The 20,034-nt window shown below is 57.1% G+C and carries 15 protein-coding genes; 2 read left to right on the top strand and 13 right to left on the bottom strand.

All coding sequences use genetic code 11. The features are described 5' to 3' along the window. Window positions 1–45 precede the first annotated feature (45 nt). The 5 genes from B2828_RS11475 to B2828_RS11455 all read right to left on the bottom strand — a co-directional run bounded on the left by B2828_RS11475 (window position 46) and on the right by B2828_RS11455 (window position 3,132). Window positions 46–627: a hypothetical protein gene (locus B2828_RS11475; RefSeq protein WP_479633882.1), complete on the bottom strand. Its 582-nt coding sequence runs from the start codon at window positions 625–627 to the stop codon at window positions 46–48. Beyond that, on the bottom strand, window positions 624–1,169 hold the full coding sequence (locus B2828_RS11470; RefSeq protein ID WP_479633881.1) for an RNA polymerase sigma factor: 546 nt from the start codon (window positions 1,167–1,169) through the stop codon (window positions 624–626). Before B2828_RS11470 ends, B2828_RS11475 begins: the two co-directional genes overlap by 4 nt. 386 nt (window positions 1,170–1,555) lie before the next feature. Further along, the gene (locus tag B2828_RS11465; protein WP_479633880.1) at window positions 1,556–1,744 is read right to left on the bottom strand and encodes a hypothetical protein; all 189 of its coding nucleotides are present in this window, start codon (window positions 1,742–1,744) and stop codon (window positions 1,556–1,558) included. 75 nt (window positions 1,745–1,819) lie between these two features. Continuing rightward, window positions 1,820–2,977 carry a hypothetical protein gene (locus B2828_RS11460; RefSeq protein WP_479633879.1) on the bottom strand — a complete coding sequence of 386 codons (1,158 nt, stop codon included), beginning with the start codon at window positions 2,975–2,977 and terminating at the stop codon, window positions 1,820–1,822. Between the two features lie 5 nt (window positions 2,978–2,982). Next, window positions 2,983–3,132 (bottom strand): hypothetical protein, encoded by a 150-nt coding sequence (locus B2828_RS11455; protein WP_479633878.1) that lies wholly within the window; start codon window positions 3,130–3,132, stop codon window positions 2,983–2,985. Window positions 3,133–3,345: 213 nt separating this feature from the next. Between B2828_RS11455 and B2828_RS11450 the strand changes: the two genes are divergently transcribed. Further along, window positions 3,346–3,939 carry a hypothetical protein gene (locus B2828_RS11450; RefSeq protein ID WP_479633877.1) on the top strand — a complete coding sequence of 198 codons (594 nt, stop codon included), beginning with the start codon at window positions 3,346–3,348 and terminating at the stop codon, window positions 3,937–3,939. On the opposite strand, the gene vccA is transcribed toward B2828_RS11450, so the two are convergent. The 8 genes from vccA to B2828_RS11410 form a co-directional block, all read right to left on the bottom strand. Continuing rightward, window positions 3,911–7,621, bottom strand: coding sequence for a Verru_Chthon cassette protein A (gene vccA / locus B2828_RS11445; RefSeq protein WP_479633876.1), 3,711 nt, complete (start codon window positions 7,619–7,621; stop codon window positions 3,911–3,913). The genes B2828_RS11450 and vccA overlap by 29 nt on opposite strands. 83 nt (window positions 7,622–7,704) lie before the next feature. Further along, window positions 7,705–8,769: a Verru_Chthon cassette protein C gene (vccC, locus tag B2828_RS11440; protein ID WP_479633875.1), complete on the bottom strand. Its 1,065-nt coding sequence runs from the start codon at window positions 8,767–8,769 to the stop codon at window positions 7,705–7,707. Beyond that, entirely contained in the window at window positions 8,766–9,260 is a 495-nt protein-coding gene (gene vccB, locus B2828_RS11435) for a Verru_Chthon cassette protein B (RefSeq protein WP_479633874.1), read from the bottom strand. Before vccB ends, vccC begins: the two co-directional genes overlap by 4 nt. A 1-nt stretch (window position 9,261) precedes the next feature. Further along, window positions 9,262–9,921: a Verru_Chthon cassette protein D gene (gene vccD / locus B2828_RS11430; RefSeq protein ID WP_479633873.1), complete on the bottom strand. Its 660-nt coding sequence runs from the start codon at window positions 9,919–9,921 to the stop codon at window positions 9,262–9,264. Between the two features lie 74 nt (window positions 9,922–9,995). After that, window positions 9,996–13,751, bottom strand: a complete 3,756-nt coding sequence (locus B2828_RS11425; RefSeq protein WP_479633872.1) for a beta strand repeat-containing protein — start codon at window positions 13,749–13,751, stop codon at window positions 9,996–9,998. Window positions 13,752–13,920: 169 nt separating this feature from the next. After that, window positions 13,921–15,345 (bottom strand): family 4 glycosyl hydrolase, encoded by a 1,425-nt coding sequence (locus tag B2828_RS11420; protein WP_479633871.1) that lies wholly within the window; start codon window positions 15,343–15,345, stop codon window positions 13,921–13,923. A gap of 94 nt (window positions 15,346–15,439) precedes the next feature. Then, window positions 15,440–17,131 carry a hypothetical protein gene (locus tag B2828_RS11415; protein ID WP_479633870.1) on the bottom strand — a complete coding sequence of 564 codons (1,692 nt, stop codon included), beginning with the start codon at window positions 17,129–17,131 and terminating at the stop codon, window positions 15,440–15,442. 4 nt (window positions 17,132–17,135) lie between these two features. After that, window positions 17,136–18,896, bottom strand: a complete 1,761-nt coding sequence (locus B2828_RS11410; RefSeq protein ID WP_479633869.1) for a right-handed parallel beta-helix repeat-containing protein — start codon at window positions 18,894–18,896, stop codon at window positions 17,136–17,138. 217 nt (window positions 18,897–19,113) lie between these two features. Between B2828_RS11410 and B2828_RS11405 the strand changes: the two genes are divergently transcribed. Then, the gene (locus B2828_RS11405) at window positions 19,114–19,959 is read left to right on the top strand and encodes a helix-turn-helix transcriptional regulator (RefSeq protein ID WP_479633868.1); all 846 of its coding nucleotides are present in this window, start codon (window positions 19,114–19,116) and stop codon (window positions 19,957–19,959) included. The last annotated feature ends 75 nt before the right edge of the window (window positions 19,960–20,034 follow it).

Below are 20,034 nucleotides of genomic sequence, written 5' to 3'. Positions count from 1 at the left end.
TTCCCAGGGACATGATTAGAGTCACTGTACCTAGTATTATCGGGTTCATAACGAAAGGGTCCGCGCTTCGAGTTGATAGCCCGCGATATGGATCGGCTGGGAGCCCGTCCAGACAAAATCGGTCCCCTGCACGATGATCTTTCCATCGCCGGTGACCAGCGGCTCCAAAGCACACAGCTTTCCGCCCAACTTCACGCGCACTTCCCGTCCGCTAAATCCCAGCACGCGCACGATCTGCTTGCCTCGTCGCAGCGTAAGCGCCAACGCCTGTTTGGAGTTCGCCCCGGAGGTTCTCTGCGCAATATCAAGGTCCACATTCCCGTTGGAGCAAATCACGCCATCGAGCTGCCCGGGAAACAGCTTTTCCATTTCAGCGAGCAGTTGAGCGTCGGCATTGGGAGCGGAATGAGGGCGCAGGGTTACCCATAAACCCATCGCAATGAAAAGCACCGCCATGGCGACGGCCGCATATTTTCGCCACCGGATGGGCGACGGCTCATGGGCAGGAGTGGCGGGCGAATTGGCAAAGGCCACCGCAGCCCGATAGCGCGCCTTTTCCCGCGCGGCTTCGTCCAGGGGCGGAACCGTCAATTTGCCCATCAGTCTGTGGAGATCCGTGTCTTTCATGGCCGATCCTCCCGGGAAAGAAAGTGTTTCAGTTTTTGTTTCGCGCGGAAAATTCGCCACGAAACCGTGGTCTCTGCACAGCCCAGCGTCCGGGCCGCTTCCGCGTGGCTCATCCCCTCGTAAAACGTCAGCACAATCGCCAGCCGCAAATCATCGGGCAGCCCTCCCAGCGCTTCAGCTAAGCGCGCATGCTCGGGTTCCGGCCCCTGAGAGCCCGCAATCCACTGATCCGCGGCAGCCTCGGCAAGACGTTCCTCCCGCGCCTGTTTGCGCAGCCAATCTCGCGTGGTGTTGGTGGCGATTTGGTAAACCCAGGACTTGAACGACGAATCGCGGCGGTAAGTTCCCAGGGACCGCGTGGCCTTGATGAGCGTCTCCTGCGCAAGATCTTGCGCCTGTGCCGTGTGCAGACAGGCCCGGTAACAGAAGGCGTAAATCATAGGGTAAAAACGCTCAAACAGTTCATTAAATGCCGCCGGGTCGCCCCCTTGAGCCAAGCTCACCAGTTCCTCGGTTTCGATGTCTTTTGGGGGGACGACCATGCGTTCTTTTAACACCTAAGACGCATCCAAAACGACAATCCTTTGAAAAATTTTGCAGCGGGATGAAGGGCACCCCACCGGGAACTGGACGCCGAAATTTAAAGATGTGATCCGAATTTCACCGCTGGATCACCATAAAAGTCTTCAGAAGGCACAATCCAGAGAGAAAAAGATGGTAACGTGATTTACTAATCGACGACATAGAAACACAACACACTTGGATTCATCCGGGCTTTTCTGGGGCAGATCAACTAGACGACAAGGGAAAATTACATGGGGATTAATATTCTCGCCTATCCGACCTATGCAGAGCAGAAAACAGTCAGAATAACCCAGAGTTCCCCCCTACGGCGTGGAGGGGAATTCCAAAGGGGGAGCGAGGACAATCACTCGCGCCCTCTTTGGTCGGCAATGATCTTTTTAACGTCATAGCCAAAGTACCATAGGATGAAGAGGGCAAAACCAATGGTGCAGAGTTCGACTCCGGCCAGAAAGATTAGTGTCAGGCGCCAAAGCAGCTTGATGATTTTTCCTGCAATGCAGAGCGCAACGGCAAACCAAATTAAGTAAATCATATTTATAAAGGCTTCTTTCGCTGGAATCACTGACGCATTGGCGGGTGGCGACAGCCATGCCCGCCAACGCGGTTATTAGAAGCTCCGTCGATTTTCCCCGTAAGAGGCAATCATTTCGAGGAACTTTCGGAACGAAGGGGCGACTACCGGGGTATTAGGCAGTATCAGTGCGCCGTTAAGAACCTCTTTGACCATCACCGGAAGTGAGATTTCATCGGCCCAGATGAGATCCAAGCACCAAAATCGGAAATAGGTAGCGAGCCGTTGGCGGGTTCGAAGCGAAAGGTGATCCGTCGTGTGAAACTCGGAGTTCAGATCCAGGAATTGCTCAAAGGCGAATATCTGCGCTTCGGTGACCTGAGCGAGATACTCATTAATTCCAAGTAGACGAAGTTCAAGGCCGGCGGGATCGGGTTCAGCTTCATTGGGGACAACCACCTGCAATATGTGTCCCCATATATCTTGCTCAATTTGGTTCATGAGGATGGAAGCCACCGGGTAATGGTAGGTTGCTGGCATCCTATGATGAATGTATCGGATCGCCGTAGAGATGGGCTGCGCCTTGGGGCAATGCTCCAACTCGATGCCGGGAATATAATGAGCCAGCACTGTCATCCAACGGCCAATCTGGTCTCGGAGCAGAGCGATCTGGCTCGCGCGCGAGCAAATCCCGCTGGTAACTAGATTCCGTATCCGGCGGTAATCCCGACGCAGGAGGGCTAGATAGCGTTTGGCTTTGGCATGGCGCTCGTCGCTGAGCGCGACTTGGAGTTGCTGAATATATCGGATGGTTTGGATATTGTGGTTTTCCTCATCTGTAAAACCATTGGAGGATGGTTCCTCTGAATTTTTACATTTGAGGGCGGGATCGGCAAAAACAATGAGCTTCCCCTCTTCGGGCTCCCGGATTGGAATCGGCGGAAGCTCCCGCAGCAGGTTTTCCGCGTGGGCGACCAGCTGTGGGATGGAGTGCATTGCGTCTTTTGTTTTTGGCAGCAGCACAAAGAGCAGATTTGGAAAATACTTACCGCTTTGATCAAAGGAGGCGATGGCAGGCTTGTCGGCTTCTGGGGCTGGCAGAAAAACCAAATCAGGCTCATAACAAGCGATCTCCTTGGCTAGATTGGACACCTTGGATGTATCCAACAAAACGGCGTGGTTGGTATGCTTTTCGAGCCAACGGCGAAGGCCGGTTCGCAAGCGGTTATTGGGATGAATGAGGATGATTTTCATGATGGTTAACGGGCGAGCATTTGATTGCGGGAACGATGGTTGCGGTTGGGTTTGCTGGAGATGCTCCGGGGGCGGATACGCACCAGGAGATCCTGTGCTTGCTTGGATTTGAGGTTGAAGGAGCGGATGGAATGAATGCTGTTGATCTTTTTCATGGCACCCCGAAACCCGGAACGAGAGGCCGGAGCGACAGCTCAAGGGCCCCCATCGAAGGGGAGAGGGCTGGGCAATTCGACGGTAAGAAATCGCATGGCCTTCTTTGAGAAAAGACTTTTGGCCTGCCGCAGCAAGTAGTTCACGCTGATTTTTGCGCGTCGCTGCTTGATGGGGTCATCACCGGCCTGCTTCAGAAAATCCAGTTTTCACCTTTGAATTTTCTCTGGGGTAAGTCCGCCAATTTGATGGCGCTCGACCTTTCCAACCCAGTTCTGTCTCCCTCCCGTATGCGGGTTGAATTTCTCCCGCCCGCCATCAATCTCAAAAATGTCCGCAACAATCTTCCTGAGGGCTTTGGAAGAATCGGCAAGTGTCTTGGGTCGCAACCCCGCAATGCATTGCACATCCCGGAGCAGGTTGCCGACCGTGGCGACCGCTTTTATAGGAGCGGCCGCGGCGGCCTTGAATCGTTGGAGGGCCTCCTCCCATCCGCTGCTTTAAGGGCGAAGAATATCTCCTTGTCCCTTGCTGCCGCCCTGTTGGGAGCGCCAAGCAAAAATGTCTCCCGGCGTCCGCCATGCTGGATGCGCACGGAAAAGTCCAGCGAGGCAATCCCGCTGCCGTCCCGGGTGAATTCCGAGGAAAAGCCGCTTACCCCAATGACTTCTTCTTTTTCTCCAGCCTCCAGGAAAAGCGGATGCGAATACACCATCCGGGCCACCTCGCTGTCAAGAAAGCAACTGGCACATCCCGTAAATACCCAATCCTCCCCGATATTTAAGGAGAAAACTGCTTGGTTTCGATAGTCCGGAAGCGATAGAAGACATCGATTGGGACGGGGTTGGGGGCCGTTGCATAGTCAGGAATGGAAGTATCTCCGGTGTCAAGATAGCGTTCAAAAGTCGAAGAACCCCTGTATTCAGAGGTCACGGCATCTTTGCCTTCGATCCATTGGGCAGAAGCGGTCATTTTGAGTTTTTTGAGAGTCTGTACTTTGTAATGAACCGTGTAGGTGTTCGATTTGGTGGTCAGACGTGGATAGATGTTGGCGTAAGGCCGTTCACGGACGTTGTCTCCGGTGAGGAGATTGCCGGTCCAAAACGCTCCCATATTGGCGTAGGCTTTCCCTTGAGGTACGAGATAGAGCGAACAGATTTCGCTGGCCGACCGGAAGATATCGTTCGAATCAAATCGGGATTGAACCCCTTTCAGCGTTTCATCCAAATCGATAAAGTTGCGTTTCGAGCCAAAATTCGTCGCTCTTTTGTAATTCCTAGTGTCAGTACTCGATAATACCATAGGTTGTTCGGATCGCAGCACTGCTCGCAAGCCGGTGCTCCGGCTGATATAGGTGAAGGGGACAATCTGGCAATTTAGGTTGACCTTTCCCGCCGTGGAAAAGGGATCGCTGATGGCATAGGGTTCCACGACCGGCATATTGAAGAGGTCGAGCATCAGGTGATCCATGGGGGCATGAGCGCCGAGATGGGTTCCCGACGTGCTGGCTGGAGCGGGATGGAAGAGGAGGGTCTGCCAGGGGCGATTGGAGAAGACACCTGTAGGCAATGAACCGAACATAACCGGAGAGGGAACCTGGCGATTTGGAGAGAAGAAGGTAACGCCGCCGCCTTGGGAATAATTGATATTGTCGTAGTATGGGTATTGGTTGCCACTGGTGATGGCATAGGTGCTTCCCTCGTCGGCTTTGTTGATATAGGGGCCGTCAGAGATGAATGAGATGCCTGTATCCCAATCGCCCGGAGGATAGCTCAAGGAACCCGAAGTGGTGGTGGCGTTGGTGCCCGAGTAAACCCCGTTGGCGGGGACGCAACTGCTGCTGCTCATTCCAAAAACGCGGGGACCCGCGTAGGCGAGTTGGCCGGAGCTTGGAGAACTTACTTTGAGTTGAAGGTTGTCGGCAGCAGTGCCGGTGACCGTGAAGGTAAGCGCGCTATTATAGGGCTGATAGTAATCCGCGTCGGGAACGAATTTCCCATACAAACAGCCGACGGCGGGATATGCTGCACCGCCGTTGACACACTCTGAAATACTGTGTGTTTGCATGACGGATGAGTTTGAATAGTTTTGGGCCGGGCTGAAAAAGCTGATGGGGACGGCCTGCCGAGCGGCTATCAAACGGTAATCCGTGTTAGCCACGACGCTTCGCACAACATCCTGGCTGCATAGCAATATCCTGGTGCTGTTGCCTACCCCGACGCTCGTGTTGGAGGCCCCGGTGAATCGCGCGAAAGTGCCCGAAGTCGAATAATTATTGGTGGAAGTCGTCAGGCTTCGGAAGTCGGTATAGTAGTTGGGCAGGTTGGAATCCACAAGCTGTGGCGCCAACTGGGGAACGGGAAATATAGTGGCAGATGCAGGAAAGTTGATGGTGCCCGTTTGCAAGACGGTGTTCCCAGTGCTGTCCAGAATCTCCACTTTGACATCCCCACCGGCGAAGGAGAAGGTGCCGCCGGTATTGAGATCGATGTAATTGCTAACCACGGATGTCCCAGAAGCCACGGCAAAGGTGGATGCCCCCATATACCCCCCTAAGATCGGCCCGTTGTAACACTTGGTTATGGGAACTATCACGGAGGAGGCGAACCCCATGGCCGAGCTGTTCCATGTGAAGTTATTAAGGTTGCTGACACGCACTTTGAAATTAGGAACATAGACGCCGTAACCCTGACTGGGATCGAACAAATTCAGCAGAAACGCGGCTTGCACCCGGGTTTTGCCATTGGCAATGGCAGTCGCGGGGTTTTGGCTGGCATCGGGGGGGATGCTCTTGTAAATTGATCCGCTGGTCTGGACGGCGGTTTGACCAACTCCCACAAAGAGAAGGGTGGCCTCGCGTACGGTGGGGAAGCGCCCGAAGCCTCGAAGCGTCTCGGTATTGGAATCGTCGTGACTGGTATCGGTGATCGGAATAACCTGGCCCTGCCCGGTGACGCCAGCCTTAGCGGTTCCGCTGATGGCAAAGGTATTTCCCCCGACGAAAACGGGATCTTGAGCGTTGGTGGCGCGGATGTAATCGAAGATTTCGGTGAGAATTTCGTCGCGGTCCTGCGGATACTTGGCGAGAAAGGTTCCGCCGAATCCGGGAATGGCCTGGCTGGTCAGTTTTCGCAAATAGGAGATCAATGCGCGATTGCGACCGATGCCGGTGGCGGTAGCAGAGGGCGGCAGATCGGCCGTTGCAGAGGTGCTGTCGCCGCGTTGAAAATAATATGGAGTGCCGTTTAATGTTCCGCAGTAGGCAATGAGACTGTCATAATGGGTTCGGTATTGGGAGGTGGTATTGGAACTGACCGGCCACATCACAATGCGCGGCTGGCTGAAAAGATTGACTTCGGGAGCGCGGCTGTGGGCCGTAAGGAAGAATTCGGCGGATCGAAGGACGCTTCCCGATACCACTGGATTGGTGTCACGCAACGTCCCTGTTAGCGTGGGTGTGAAGAGCAGTTCGTCCACGGATGAATAGAGACGATTGGTATCGATGGTGATGGCGCTCCCGGTAACCACGGTGCCTCCGACCGATCCCCCGGGGGCTACCCGCGGGGTGATCTGGTAAATATCCGCTTCGGTAAGGCTCGGGAAGACGGCGCTTAGGTAGGTTGTGGCCGGATGGCCCGGATAACGCTGAAATTCATTTTTAGCCGGTTGGTTTTGGGCAAAGTAGGTCTTCTCAAATGGCGAATAGGTGCGCGGAATATCCCAGAAAGACCCTGGGTTGCCTGGCTGGCCCGCATCCGGCGCCGTATCGGACCAGACATCTCCCGAGGCGGTGTTAATGTTGATTTTGCATGTGTCGTCGTCGGTCCAAAACGCGATGCGGCCCACGATCGGGTTGGAATTGGAGGGGGAATTCGCCGAGCTGTTCCATGAGGCGATTTTTCCCGTCGAATCGATGCCGGTCGGGGTGGTCAACTGCCCGTTTTTGAGCACGTAGATCCATTTAACGGGCATCGGAGCATTGTTATTGATTGCCGAAACGGACTGGGTGGAATTGAAGGTTGAGGGGATTGAGATAGATCCGCCCTTGACCGCTGAAAGAGCCGATGGATTGAGAATCGGGTAGCTCGTGCCACTGTCGGTAATGACGGGCGCATTGAGATCGGTGTATTGAGCCGGTTTGCCGTTCCAATCGCTATCCCATTCCCCCGAGGGATTGAATGGGAAACTTGTGACGATCATCTGATCCGACGAATAGAGTTTATAATACGCCTGAGGAGTGCCCGAAGCGTCGTAGGTGCGGATCATCCCCGGTTGCGAAGCCCACGCGAGGTTGCCGGATGCGTTGGTGGCAGTGGTGGCCTGGCGGATGATGCCCATCGACAATTGCGCTGCGGATTCCCCCAACTGCCTGGACGACGCACTGCTGGCATAGCTGTTCGCACCGGAAAGCTCCGTCTTGACCGCTGAAAAAAAAGCGGTGATCATCATGGAAATGAGGACAAGGAACGTCAGGACTAGAATCAACGCCATGCCGGAAGCTGGGCGCTTCGGTTGCGGTTTCAAGACAACGGGAAGCTCGTTTTGATAGGGGAAGGTCATGAACGGAAAACGCTCTAGTTGATCTGCTCCCGGTTCCACTTGGCGTTCTTAACGCTCACATTGGCCGTGAAGATCCGGTAGTTCAACTTCAAATTGCGCAAGGTGGTTTCCAGCGTTTGCAGATCTTTTGCATAACCCGCGTTCGCCGGGTTTTGGATATCGCCAACGTTGGTAAACAGTGTGTTGAGGCCCAGGTCGGGCATGGTTTGGTTGCTCCCCAGGTAACGGCTAAAGGAAGCTTCGTCCACCGCCACCAGCGTCACTTGGAGGACCGTCGGAAGCTGGTTTTTGGAGTTGAGCGAGGCCTCTGGATTGGCCACGGTGGAATCATAACTATAGGTTGGAGCCAGCTTGGCTCCGGTGGAGTCCTCTTCGGGAGCCAGTTTCGGCAGGATAACCAATGCCATGATGTTTTCCGCGCGGACTTGTACGGGCCTGGATGAGCGCCCCAATGCGGTGGTAAACCACTCCGTACCTGCATACCCCGGGTAACCGCTCGTATATTTGTAAAGGGTCAGCGATTCCGACGGCTCCACCATTTCCATGAGCCGGAAGCGATAGCGCGACGCGACGATGGCCGCGGTGATGAATTCCGGACGCGCCGCGGTATCATCCCCCCACTCGATAAAATAGCCGCATGTGTTAAGCAGCTTTTGCGTCTCGGAATAGTCCGCCTTCTCGCTGTAACCGATGGGCGCCTGGAAGAATACGGCGTGTGTTGTGCAAGAACCTGAGCCAATTAGGGTCTGAGCCGATCCGGAGATGAACCGGAGTTCGGATTGGCGCGCGTAGCGGGTGGGCAGTTGCGTGGTGTCGGCCTTGCCGTCGGTGGTCAGCGGGTAATCGTAATCCAAATAGGTGTTGAGCGTTGCCTGGCTGAGCTTGCGCGTAACCGCCTCGAACGCCTCGCGTGTGTCGCGGAATTGTTCGGTCTTGGCGGTCGTGTAGGTCCACGTCCGCCGGACGGAATCCGTCAGCGATACCAGTACCAAAAGAATCAAGGTGAGGACGGAGATCGAAACCATGATTTCGACCAATGAAAACCCTCGGCGGAAAACAATGGTCGCAAAGTGGGTCATGGAGCGGTGTATTTGTTGCGCGAGACCATGCACGGATAAGACGAGATGGAAAGCCGGGAATCGCTCCACGCACCGGTGGTTGGATCCGTGCCCGGCGTCAGATGGGCGGGATTATTGGTAATCTGGATTAGCACGGTGGCGAGACTGGAAAAGGAAGCTGCCGCATTGGGCGTTGCGGTGGTTCCCGAGACGACGATCTTGACTTGGTAGACGTATTTGGAGCTTTGGGTGACTTCGTTGCCTTCTTCGTCAAAATAACGTTCCGCCTGGCTGCCACCCGTGAGCGTGTCGAAATCCGTTTGCTGAACGTCATTTATCACGCGCTGACAGATTTGCGTCCCCACCGACGCGTCCATGGCTTGGCGGAAGTTGCTCAACCCCATCGGGATCAGGCCAATGATTGCTGCAAACGCAAACCCGAAAATGCCCATAGCCATCGTGACTTCGACGAGGCTGAACCCGGCGCGCCGCACCCGGAGGCTTTGCTTCATATTACGGCCTGAAGGTTTGAATGTGTCCGTTGAGTGCATTGATTTGAAGGGTGAAAAAGTTCGGCGGCGGAGAGGCCAGCCCATCTCCGGCATCGCTCCCGTGGAGCGTCAAGAACCATCTCCCGGTTTGCGGTTTTAGCCTCGCGGAACCATCCGGAAGGAAACGGAAACAGACCGCGTTGTATTGAGTTCCAACCTTCGGAATGGATAGGCCAAGCGCATCGCCGGTGGTGTATGTGGGAACCGCGGGAGATGCCCCGGACAAAGCAATAATAGATGATAGGGCTCCAGAGTCCATTACGACTGACGTCGCAAGTCGATGGATTTTCCCTAGTGCGGCGGCCGAACCGCTCTCCAGAATGTTGAAGGATTGAAGCGCCCGGTATTTTCCCATAGTGGGCCTGAACTGCGTTTCCCCAGGGACATCTGGATCGGCAAATTGATAGAGCCGGATCTCGACTTCACAGTTGCGGGTGATTGCTTGCTGCCGCGCAAGGCTCAATTCGTTGACAAGCAACTGGGCTGCCTGTGAAAGCCTCGATGCCCCCATCAGTTTACCCGCTGTCGGAACTGCCAGCGCGGACAAGAGCACCATGATGCCCGCAACGATCATCAGCTCCAGGAGCGTGAATCCATAACGGGGATCGGTTCCGGCTTTCATGGATTGGGGGAAAATTTCGGATAAGGGCGCCTACACCGCCGGTTTATCCAACCGGCGGGGGCGCCCGATGTTGGTTACTTGATCGCTTTGCGGCGGAGGCGCTGACCGAAGGCCATCATTCCGATGCCGCCCACGAGCATCGCCCAAGTACCCGGTTCAGGCACCACCGTCAAGGTCACATCATTGTTATAGCCGTCGCCGCCCGTGTTGGCGGCGTAGTTTAAGAGGTATTCGGTGCCGTCCACGGCAAACGTATAGTTGGCGTTGCTGGTGGCGGTATAAGTGGAGCCGCTGGTGAGAATCGTCGCGAAGTATCCGCTGGTCGTTCCGCCGTTGACGTTGTCGATCAATGTGATCTTGGAGCCCAAGGTCAAGCCGCTGAGTTTGGAAAGATCGAGTGTTCCTTCAAGGGTGACATTGCCGCTGACCACCACCTGGTTATAGGATGTGCCCGCCGTTGTCCCGCTGACGACGATTTGCAATTTGGAAGTGCCATCCATGGTGAAGTTGCCTCCGACGGTTGTCAGCCCGGAGTTGATGTCCGGGGCCAGGGTGCCGCTGGTCAGCAAGAGGTTGCCGGTGATCGTGCTGGCACCTTTGAACAAGCCGCTGACGGCCACGTTGCCATCGATGGTGCCATTGGCGCTCGCCAACGTTGCTTGGGCCGAAACCGACAGCGTACTCGTGGACTTGGTGGTGCCGGTGAGCGATGTGGTGCCACCCACGACTGTCACGCTGCTGGCGATGTTGTGGCCGGAAAGCGTGCTGGCGCCATAAAGCGTGACGGCTCCAACGTTCAGCCCGTTGCCGTTGATCGTGGCGCTGGTGCCGCTGACGGTGTTGGTCACGGAGCCGGAACCGCTGAGGGTCTTGCCGCTGTGGAGGTTAAGCGCACTGGTGATCGTGCCGTTGTCCACAATGTCGCCATTGAAGGCGCTAGCCGAAGCCGTGGCCCCGCTGGCGATGGTTACGTTGTTGTTGAAGGTCAGGCCGCCCGAGATCGTCCCGCTGTTGACGACCGTACCGTTGACCACGCCGGTGCCGGTGAGCGTTGCCGTGTTGGAAACGGCAACGGCGCTGTTGCCCAACGATCCGATGACGCTCAGTGTTCCGCCGGAAACAGCGGTCGCTCCGGAGTAGGTGTTGACACCGCCCAAAACAAGATTGCCGCCGCTGACGGAGAGCGCCGTCGTACCGGAGCCGTCGGTGATCGCGCCGGAGTAGTTGCCGCCGCCGGTTACCGTCAGGATGGAGATGCCAGGGCCGTTGTTGGTCACCGTCTTGGAGCCGCTGCCCGTGCCGGTCAAGCCCGCCACGGTCTGGTTGCCGCCGTTGAGATCAAACGCGCCGTTGCTGTTGTCCGTCCCGCCCAAAATCAGGGCGGTGGTCGTGGGCAGCGCGTTGCTGACACCATTGACCAGAACGCCGCCGCCGTAGACCCAAGTGGGACCGTTGTAGGTGTTCACGGAGCTCAGCGCGGTGGTGCCTCCGGTGATATAAAGATCGGAGTTCGAGTTGGAGCCGCTGATCGTGCCGGTGACATTGATGCCGCTGCCACCGCCATCCAAAACTAGGATCGTGCCGTTCTTCACCACTGATCCAGAAAGCGTCAGAAGCCCGCTGCCGCTGTTCTTGACGGTGTTGAGGCCATTGCCCAGAGCGTAAATGGTTTTGTCGAAAGTTCCCGCCGCGCCGGTGTATTGAAGGGTGCCGGAACTGGTGGCGACCGCGCCGATATTGACCACACTGCCTGAGCCCAGCGCCTGGGCGTTGGTGCCGCTGGCCGCTAAGTTGAAAGCCAGCACGCCGCCTTGAACGGAGGTCGGCCCCGAGTACGTATTGGACCCCGTGAGCGTCAAAGTGCTCCCATTGCCGGTCTTGGTGATTGCCAATGCCGTTCCGGTGGCAATCGCACCGGTCTTGGTGTCGGAGATCACTCCGCCAAAGGTGCTGTCGGTGTTGTCCAGCGAACCATTGACATAGGTTTGCCCGTTTATGGTGAGCGTGGCCGTCCCGGCCGTTGTGGCGCCGTTATAAATGGCAATCGCTCCACCGGCTCCAGAGGTGGTCTGTGCCGTGGCCCCCAGGGCGCCGATCGTCTGGTTGTAGCCGTTAAGCTTGAAGACGTCCGTCACACCAGAGGCCACCGAACCGAAAGCCAGCGTCGTATAAGTTGGTAGTGTGTTGACAGCCAAGGCTTGCAGGCCGCCTTTGGAGATGTAAGTCGCCCCGGTGTAGGTATTGGCCTTGTTGATGCTGACATACCCCACTTCGCCAAATAACGATGCCGCGGGACCGTTGATCGTCAGGCCGATGGAGATCGATTTGTTGTCCACAATGGTCGTAAACAGACTAAAGCCGTTGGCGCTGTAGTTGTTGACGATGAGATCCTTGCCGTTGCCGCTGGTGAGGGTGCCTCCGGTAATAGTGCCGCCGCTGCCGACCGCGCTGCTCTTTAAAATACCGCCGCTGGCGATCACGGCAGTTCCGGAGCTATTCAACGTCACTGTGCTAGCGGTGCTGAAGAGCAGGCTATTGGTGGTGGCGGATGCCGCCACCGAGCTACTAATAGTAACCGCAGTGTTATTGCCCACGGCCCACGTATTGTTCGTATAGGTTGAAAGGGCTGAAACCGCACCGGCTGTCGTCCCGTTGCCGGCGCTGACGGCCCAAGCCGTGCCGCCCACCGTGGCCCAGCCGCCCAGGATGGAGCCCGTGGTGTTCGCGGTGGTCGTGGTAATGGTGCCCGAGGAAAGGTTGGAGAAATTCAGCGCGCTTCCAGCAGCCCGCGTAATGGCCCCAAGATTCAGGACGACATTCCCCCCGATTCCCGCGCTCGTCGTCACTGTGGCGGATGCGCCCCCCTGGAGCACCGTGCCGTTGAATGTCTGGCTGTTAATTGCGCCCGCTGAACCGGTCAGTGCCACCGTGCCGCCGCCGCCAAAAACCAGGGCGGATGCACTGTTGATGGCATTGGTGGCCGTGGTCACCGTGTTAGCCAATGCCGATACCGCGCCGCTCCAGTCCAGGAGGAGCGTGCCCGCGTTGACTACCGTATTGGCCTGGGACCCCACCGTGCCGGAAATCGCAAGCGTGCCGCTGTTGACCGTGGTGCTTCCCGTGTAAGTGCTGGTGCCGGTCAAATACCATGTCCCGGAACCGTTCTTTACCACGGAGACCCCGCCCGCAGCGCCGCCGTTCTTTATTCCCTCCACTTCGCTTGAGTTGCTGCCTACCGTAGTGCCCGCGCCCGTGAGGTTCAGGGTAATGGAACCGCTGGTAGTCCCGCCGCTGACACCGCCGGAAAACACCAGTTTCCCGCCGGAAAGGAACGTGTAGGAACCGTTGCCGGTGGAACTCTCGGGGGCAATTACCACGGCCGAATTCACATATTGACCTCTAGAGGCATAATCCTGAACCGAACCGCCGTTGGTTAACAGCAGCGTCCCCCCGGTGAAGGAGAGATTGGTCGCGGTGGAGAGGTTATCAATATAAATGGAACCCAGGCTCTGCGTGCCGGTCACATTGACCGTGAATGATGAAAGCGTAGTGCCGCTGGAGTTGGTAAAGCCGCCCGTAAAGTAGGCGGTATCCGAGCCCGTGAGCACACCCGAACTCCAGTTGTAGGCCGAGGTGAACGATCCCGCCCCGCTGGTGGAGGTCCCGGCGATCGTTGTCGTGGCCCATGTGATGGTGGATGCCTGGGCCGCCACGCAAAGGGTCAGCATGGCCCCGATCAGCGGGACAATGGCCCGCCTTGAATTTGCCGAACGAGGGGTGACAAACGCCGCATTACGATTGGGAGCGGAGGGTGAAACGTGGTTTTTCATGGGGTATTTTGATTTGGGGGGGTGCGCAACTGACATTCCTGCATCCGAAACCAGCAAACAATCGATTTATTGCTTAACCGTTAGATAGAGTTATTTCAGGGGAAACGATCCCGTTTCCGGCGATCGGAAGCGGAATCGTTTCCATAGGGGGTATCAGAGCCAGTTGGGGTTAGTATAGTTTTAAGCCGGGGTGACCGGCAACTCCCGCGAGCGGGGCGTTCTCTTGTTTATTTTCAGTCTTGGGCCAATCCCAAAGCGCCTCGGCTTCCAGTTCGAAGATCTCGTCAATTAGCGTCTGAGCCGTGGCGATGGAATTGACCAGGGGATCAATCGAAAGGGCGCGGACCAGCAGTTCCCGGTTTTTCTTCATGATGGCCTCGATGGTCAGCTCGTGAATATCCAGGATGAGGTATTGCAGACCCAGCAGGCCGCGCGGGAAGCTCCCGGCCTTGAAGGGACGCGGCCCGTTGCGGTCCAGCCGGCATTCGAGTTCCAGGTACGAGTCGTTCGGTAGATTGTCTACGGCGCGTCCGCCATCCTCGGTATTATCGAAGTTGCTGCGATTGATGAAGTAAGTCCGGCCGTCTTCAACAATCATGGTCTGGATTACATCCGTGGCGTGGTCCGATTTGATGCTGGAATGGAATTCGGCGATGGGGCGCTTGCCGGAAATATAGTCGTCGATCTCCTCCCACACGCGCTGGGTCCACTCCTCGCGTTCGTCGCAATCGAACACCGAAAGCGGCGGGATTTTTTCCTGAATCGGCGAGCGGCCCTGGTAGAAGGGGACATATTCCTTGGTATGCCCGGTGCAGGTCGGCACCGCTCCGAACACGTCCGAAAGCTGCCCCGTCACATAGTTATTGAACCGCCCCTTGGCATAGCCCTCGTCTTTTTCGCCAATCGAATCGCGCCAGAATGCGTTGCGGATGTCGGGCAGGACGTCGCGTCCGTTGAGTTCGGCTTTGAGCATCCAGGTAAAGTGATTGACCCCGGCAATACGCATGTCGAAATGGCCGATCTCGCTGACATCCTCGCCGATCAACTGCAAATAGCTCTCCTTTTTGGCCGGCATGTGGTGCGTGTCGCAAAGGGCGAAGCTCTTGGCTTTCGAATGCCGCATCAGCCCGATGCCCATCGCAGCGGAAGGGTTGACGTAGTTGATTACCCACGCGTTGGGGCAAATCTCCTCGACAGAATGGGCGATTTCCAAAATGGCAGGGAATTCGCGCAGGGCGTGGAAGATGCCCGCCGGCCCGATGGTGTCGCCCGAGCAGGAGCGAATGCCGTATTTCGCCCCGACTTCGCATTCAATCCGGCGGTAATAGGAATTCTTTTTGGAAAAGCTCAGCACCACAAAATCCGCGCCGCGCAAGGCCGTGCGGTAATCATCCGTGCTTTCAATCACCGTATCCGAATCCGCAGCGGCGATCTTCGCCAGGGCCGTGAGTTTTTCGAGGCGGCAGGGATCGATGTCCACCAAGCTTAAGATACAACCGCGCAACCCGGGAAGATGCGCGACGGCCCAGATGGCCTGCCGGCCAAAAAACAAACTCCCCGCACCGATGATGACTATTTTTTTGCGTGAACTCATAAGAAAGAATCGAATTGATGCTGACTATAGCGCCGTGCAGCAGAGCTCTCCTAGAGGAGCGATGTTGTATCACCAGAACAAATGTTGCATTCCGTCAATCCTCTGGATTTTGAATCTCGCGGATGACCCCGGTGCAGCGGGCCGACGGGCTGATTTCCGATAGAAAAGCGTCTTTGCGCGTCGCGGACTCCTCGTAATTGAGCCATGGCTTTTGTTGCCAGGCGGGCTTGACGGCGCGGACGTTTTTCAACATGACCACCGAGGTGCCGTGGAAGGCGATCTGCCCGACGCCGTTGCCCCAGGAGACGAGATCGTCGATATCGGCGGCGCACCGGGAGAGCCAAAGACCGTATCCAATGTTCGAGTAGATCCGGATGTTGTACGCCTCCAGGGTGCATTGGTTGACGGGCGTGACGCCGTTATTCCCGATGCCATTGTCGTTGGCCCAAAACCGCCCGCCGTTGATTTTGCATTTGATATCCTCGTGGGCGGAAAAGCCCTCGTCGATATTCTGGAACGCCTCGATGTTTTCAAACACCAGGTCCTCGCCTTTTCCGTGGAGATTATATCCGTCGTTCAAGCTGCCGGAGGCTTTGATGTTTTTGTAAACCTGGTGGGAGGCGTTTAGAATTCTCACCACAAAGTAGCGCGACGAAATCTCCCAGGCGTCCGGGTCCACGCCCGGCAGCAGGGTGATGAGCGTCTGGTCTTGGGAGAGCCGCGCGAATTCCTGAAGCTGCGCGCTTTGTGCATCCTGCAATACTCGATGGCCATTGTAAACAATCACAGCGGAGAAGGTATTGGGCACGTCGCCGACCCATCGGCCTTCCTTTTTGCTAAACCCCGAAATGGCCTCCAGCTTGGAAAAAAACTCGCGCAAATCGGCAACCCACTCGCCGCCCTGCTTTTGGAACCGGAGCGGCTCGAACCCGGTGATCGTTTCCCCGGCTCCGTCAAAGGTAATCGGCTTGCCGGGCTCCCCGGATTGCGGGATGAAGAGGATTTCCCGGTAAGGGCCACTGCCGGGCGCCAGGCGGATCGTATCGCCGGGCCGGGCTTGGGCGACCGCCGCAGCGGTGGTGCGCAAACCAGATGCGGCGCGGCGGTCCACCAAAAGCGTGCGGGGTGCGGATGCCGCCGCTTCGGCTGGCGGCTGCGCGGAGGAGGATTGCCCCAGGATGAAATTCAACGAAGGCGACTTGCAGAAAACCTTCCCGTCGGCCAACTCAATGCCATAACCGCCGTCGGGAGTGCTCGACGGCGTGACCTTGAGCACGATCTTTTGCTCCACTCCGCCCACGTCGGTGAATTGCAACAGGAACCCGTACCTTTCATCCTTTTGGAATTCGACTTTCGGAAAGTTGATTTTAAACCAGGCGGGCTCCGAATGGGAGATCCCGGGATGGATCGGCAGGGTGCCGGTATAGGCCGCCATTATTTCGGCTCCGTCCGCGATGGAGGCTCCGGAGAAATGAAGGAAGAGGAGTCTGAACTCCGGCTTTTTTGCCGAACGCAGTGGATCGCTAAATTGGAGTTGAACTGCCAGATCCGTGGCCGGGAACGTTTGGGCTGCGATAAAGTACTGCCCGCAGTCGCGGCGTCCGTCGGCCTCGGTCCATTTCCAGGCCCATCCGTTGGCGCTTCCCGGGTTGAGGTGTGCAACGCCTCCCGCGAGGGAAGGCTGATCTTTTGACAGCTCTGTTTTCAGTTCGGCCGCAGGCAACGAGGCCGCGGCAGTGAAAAGAAAGACGAATCCTGAAGCCATTACGTGTAAAAGAGATTTCATGGAATTAGGGGAGTTGATTGTCTGAAACCACGGCGTCCGAGTCCTTGACCGAAATGGGGGTTTGTGGAGCCGCCTTCCGTCGATTTTCTGGCAGAGCGGCGAGCCCCCGGAGCACGTCGGTGATCCGGTTCCAGCGAACCTGGACATTCCTGGCATTGCCGACGCTGATCCCCCCGATGGCGCACCGGGCGATCGTGTTGTGTTCGATGGTAATGGCTTCGTTGCCCTGGAATGCGCTCGTCTCGTCATCGGCGTGGCCCACGATGCTGATGGCCGCAGGCGTGTAGCTCGTATACCCGTTGGGCAGCAGGCAGTTCATCCCCTTTCCGACATCCTCGATTGAATTGCCGGAAACAATAACGTTGCGGCACCATCCCGCCTCCCGCCAAAAGGCGTATTCCGGCCCGAATGACATGGCGCATCCCGTAATACGCTCAAAAGTATTATCCTGTACCACGCCATTGCTGGCCATGATCCGCAGGCCCCGCCCGCGATGGTCGTGGAAATAGGAATTTCGGATCATAAACCCCTGTGCGCCCAGCACCGGGATATCCATGAACATTCCGGCATCCACCCCGGCGGGGCAATTCTCCAGGGCGACGCGAAAAAAGGAGACTCGCGCCGGTTCCACCTTCAGCATTTTCCATATCGCCCGAATTTCCGGCAGCCACGGCTCGGCGGGTTCTGTAACGCGGGCGAAGCTCTCAAGCCTCGCCTCTCCGGCCACGGCATAGGCGGGGCGGCTCAGGAAACGAACCGTGTCTCCCTTACTGGGCACCGCCTCCATCCGTTGGGCTTTCCATGGCATGCCCACCAGAAACGTTTTCTCGTCCAACCGGCGCAGGAGCGGCATCAAGCCAGTGTGCAGGTTGACGGCGTCGTCGCCCTGGAAGGCAAATTCGCACTCCTCGATAACCGGGCCCACCCGCGCATCGGCGATATTCAGCCCGTCGGAACAGGCGGACATCAGGCGCGGCTGGGACGCCCCATCGGGCGCCAGCCCCGGCACCACCCGGACGCCGCGGTAGGTACCGGCGGTCTGGCAGTTGCGCACCACAATAGCCACATTCGGGGCGGCCAGAACGGAAACCCCTTCCAAATGAATATCACGCGAGTAGCGGATGGAAACTCCCTCCGCGGCCCGGGAGGAAAGCGTGACTCGGTCGCCCGGCTCAATCTTGGCCAGACCCGCCTGCTGGTCCTTCAGCATCACCAGGACCGTCCGCCCCTCCTTGGTCTCGAGATTGGAGACATGAAAATCCGGCGCTCCCGGTTTATGGGTGGCGATCTCCTTGCAAAAAAGCTGGAGGCGTGCATCGGTAAACATCCCGGAGCGCGCCACAGCGGCCTCCGCCCCGGGGTAGCCAGCATGCAGGCTCACCTCGATGGTTTGCCCCTGCCGGTCCACCGCAACAACGTCGCCTTGGGTAAAGGGCAGCGGATCGTAGTCGATCTGGAAGTTGCAAAGCGTCACCGCCTCGCAATCCTCGATCCGAATGGCCGAAACATCCCGGCTGCCTGCCACCAGCGTTGCCCCGTTTCCCTCAATCGTTAAATGGCGCAGCTTTTCCAGCTTCAACCCCTGGGGCGGAAGCTTGTGCCTGCCCGGAGCAAGCGTCACAACGCATTCCCCCCGGGCCTGCGCCGAAGCAATCGTGGAGAGAATATCGTCGCTGGCGGAATCCGATGAGGCGTTGGCCGCCATTCCAGCCATGGGTGTCAATGCCGCAATGATGGCCACAACGGGCAACTTGAGGGAGAACATACTAGCGTCTGAAAGTAATCCTCATCAGCAAAAAGGCTAGAGGAGCAATGTTGTTTTATCAGGATAAATGTTGCACCTGAATCAAGCCGTCACGGCCGCGGGAATTACCGAATCCGCCCCGGTGACGTTCGAGCGACGATCCCGCTTCAAGAACGCTTTTATGTTGCGCCTGAGGGCTGGGGTAATTACTCTTCAAGCAACCCCCATTTGGCGACAAATGTTGCAATCCAAAAAGATCAGCGTTTACCGCTTTAATCACGAACTGCCCCAGCATTTGCCGCTGGCGGTTCGATCCACCGGTGCTTACGCGCTAGTCGCGGGGGCCCTGAGTGAAGAACCGATTCGGAAATGGTTCGCCGAAGTTTTTTGGTGCGAATCGGGGAGGGGCGAGTTCGATCTCGACGGTCAGCAGATCCAAGTCAAGGAGCGGGATATCTTTTACCTGCTGCCTGGCGAGCTACACAGCCTGCGGCCGCTCAGCAAGGTCTGGAAATATCACTGGTTGACCCTGGACCATACTGAATGTTCGCAGTGGCTGAAAGCCTTTGGCTTTGACAAGCGCCCCATACAGGGGAGCCCATGCCCGATCGAGTTGTTCAAAAATCTGCGCGAAGCGCTGGCCCGCGGTACCGTGTCCGGCGACCGGGAAGCGGCGCACCAGGCCCATGCCATTTTGCTGGCGGCCACGGAAGGAGCCCTGCCCGCCACCCTCTCCCGGGATATTTCCCGGATCGAACAATGCCGAAAGAACATTGACGAAAAATATGCCGATCCGCAGCTCAGCGTGGAGGGGATGGCCGCCGCGATGGGGATGCACCGGGCCACGCTGTTCCGCGCCTTCAAGCAGGTCTACCAGATGACGCCCTCGCACTATCTGCAAAGCCGGAGGATTCACCAGGCCATCGAGCTGCTGAAACAAACGGATCTCCCGGTCAAGGAAGTCGCGTATCAAGTCGGCATTACCGACGCCAACTACTTCGCCCGCTTGATCCAGAAATTCTCCGGGGTTTCTCCGCGCAGCTTTCGCGAGGGCTACCGCCACGGGCGGTCAGCCTTTTCATGATGGCAATCTAACGATTAAGCAATAAATCGGTTGTTGGCCCATTTGGAATATTGGAGGGTGTGCTGCACATCACAC

The sequence above is a fragment of the Spartobacteria bacterium UBA695 genome (genome assembly GCA_002298145.1).
GTDB lineage: Bacteria > Verrucomicrobiota > Verrucomicrobiia > Chthoniobacterales > Chthoniobacteraceae > UBA695.
The sequence above is the reverse complement of the archived record's forward strand: the minus strand, read 5'-3'. Positions and strand labels throughout refer to the sequence as shown.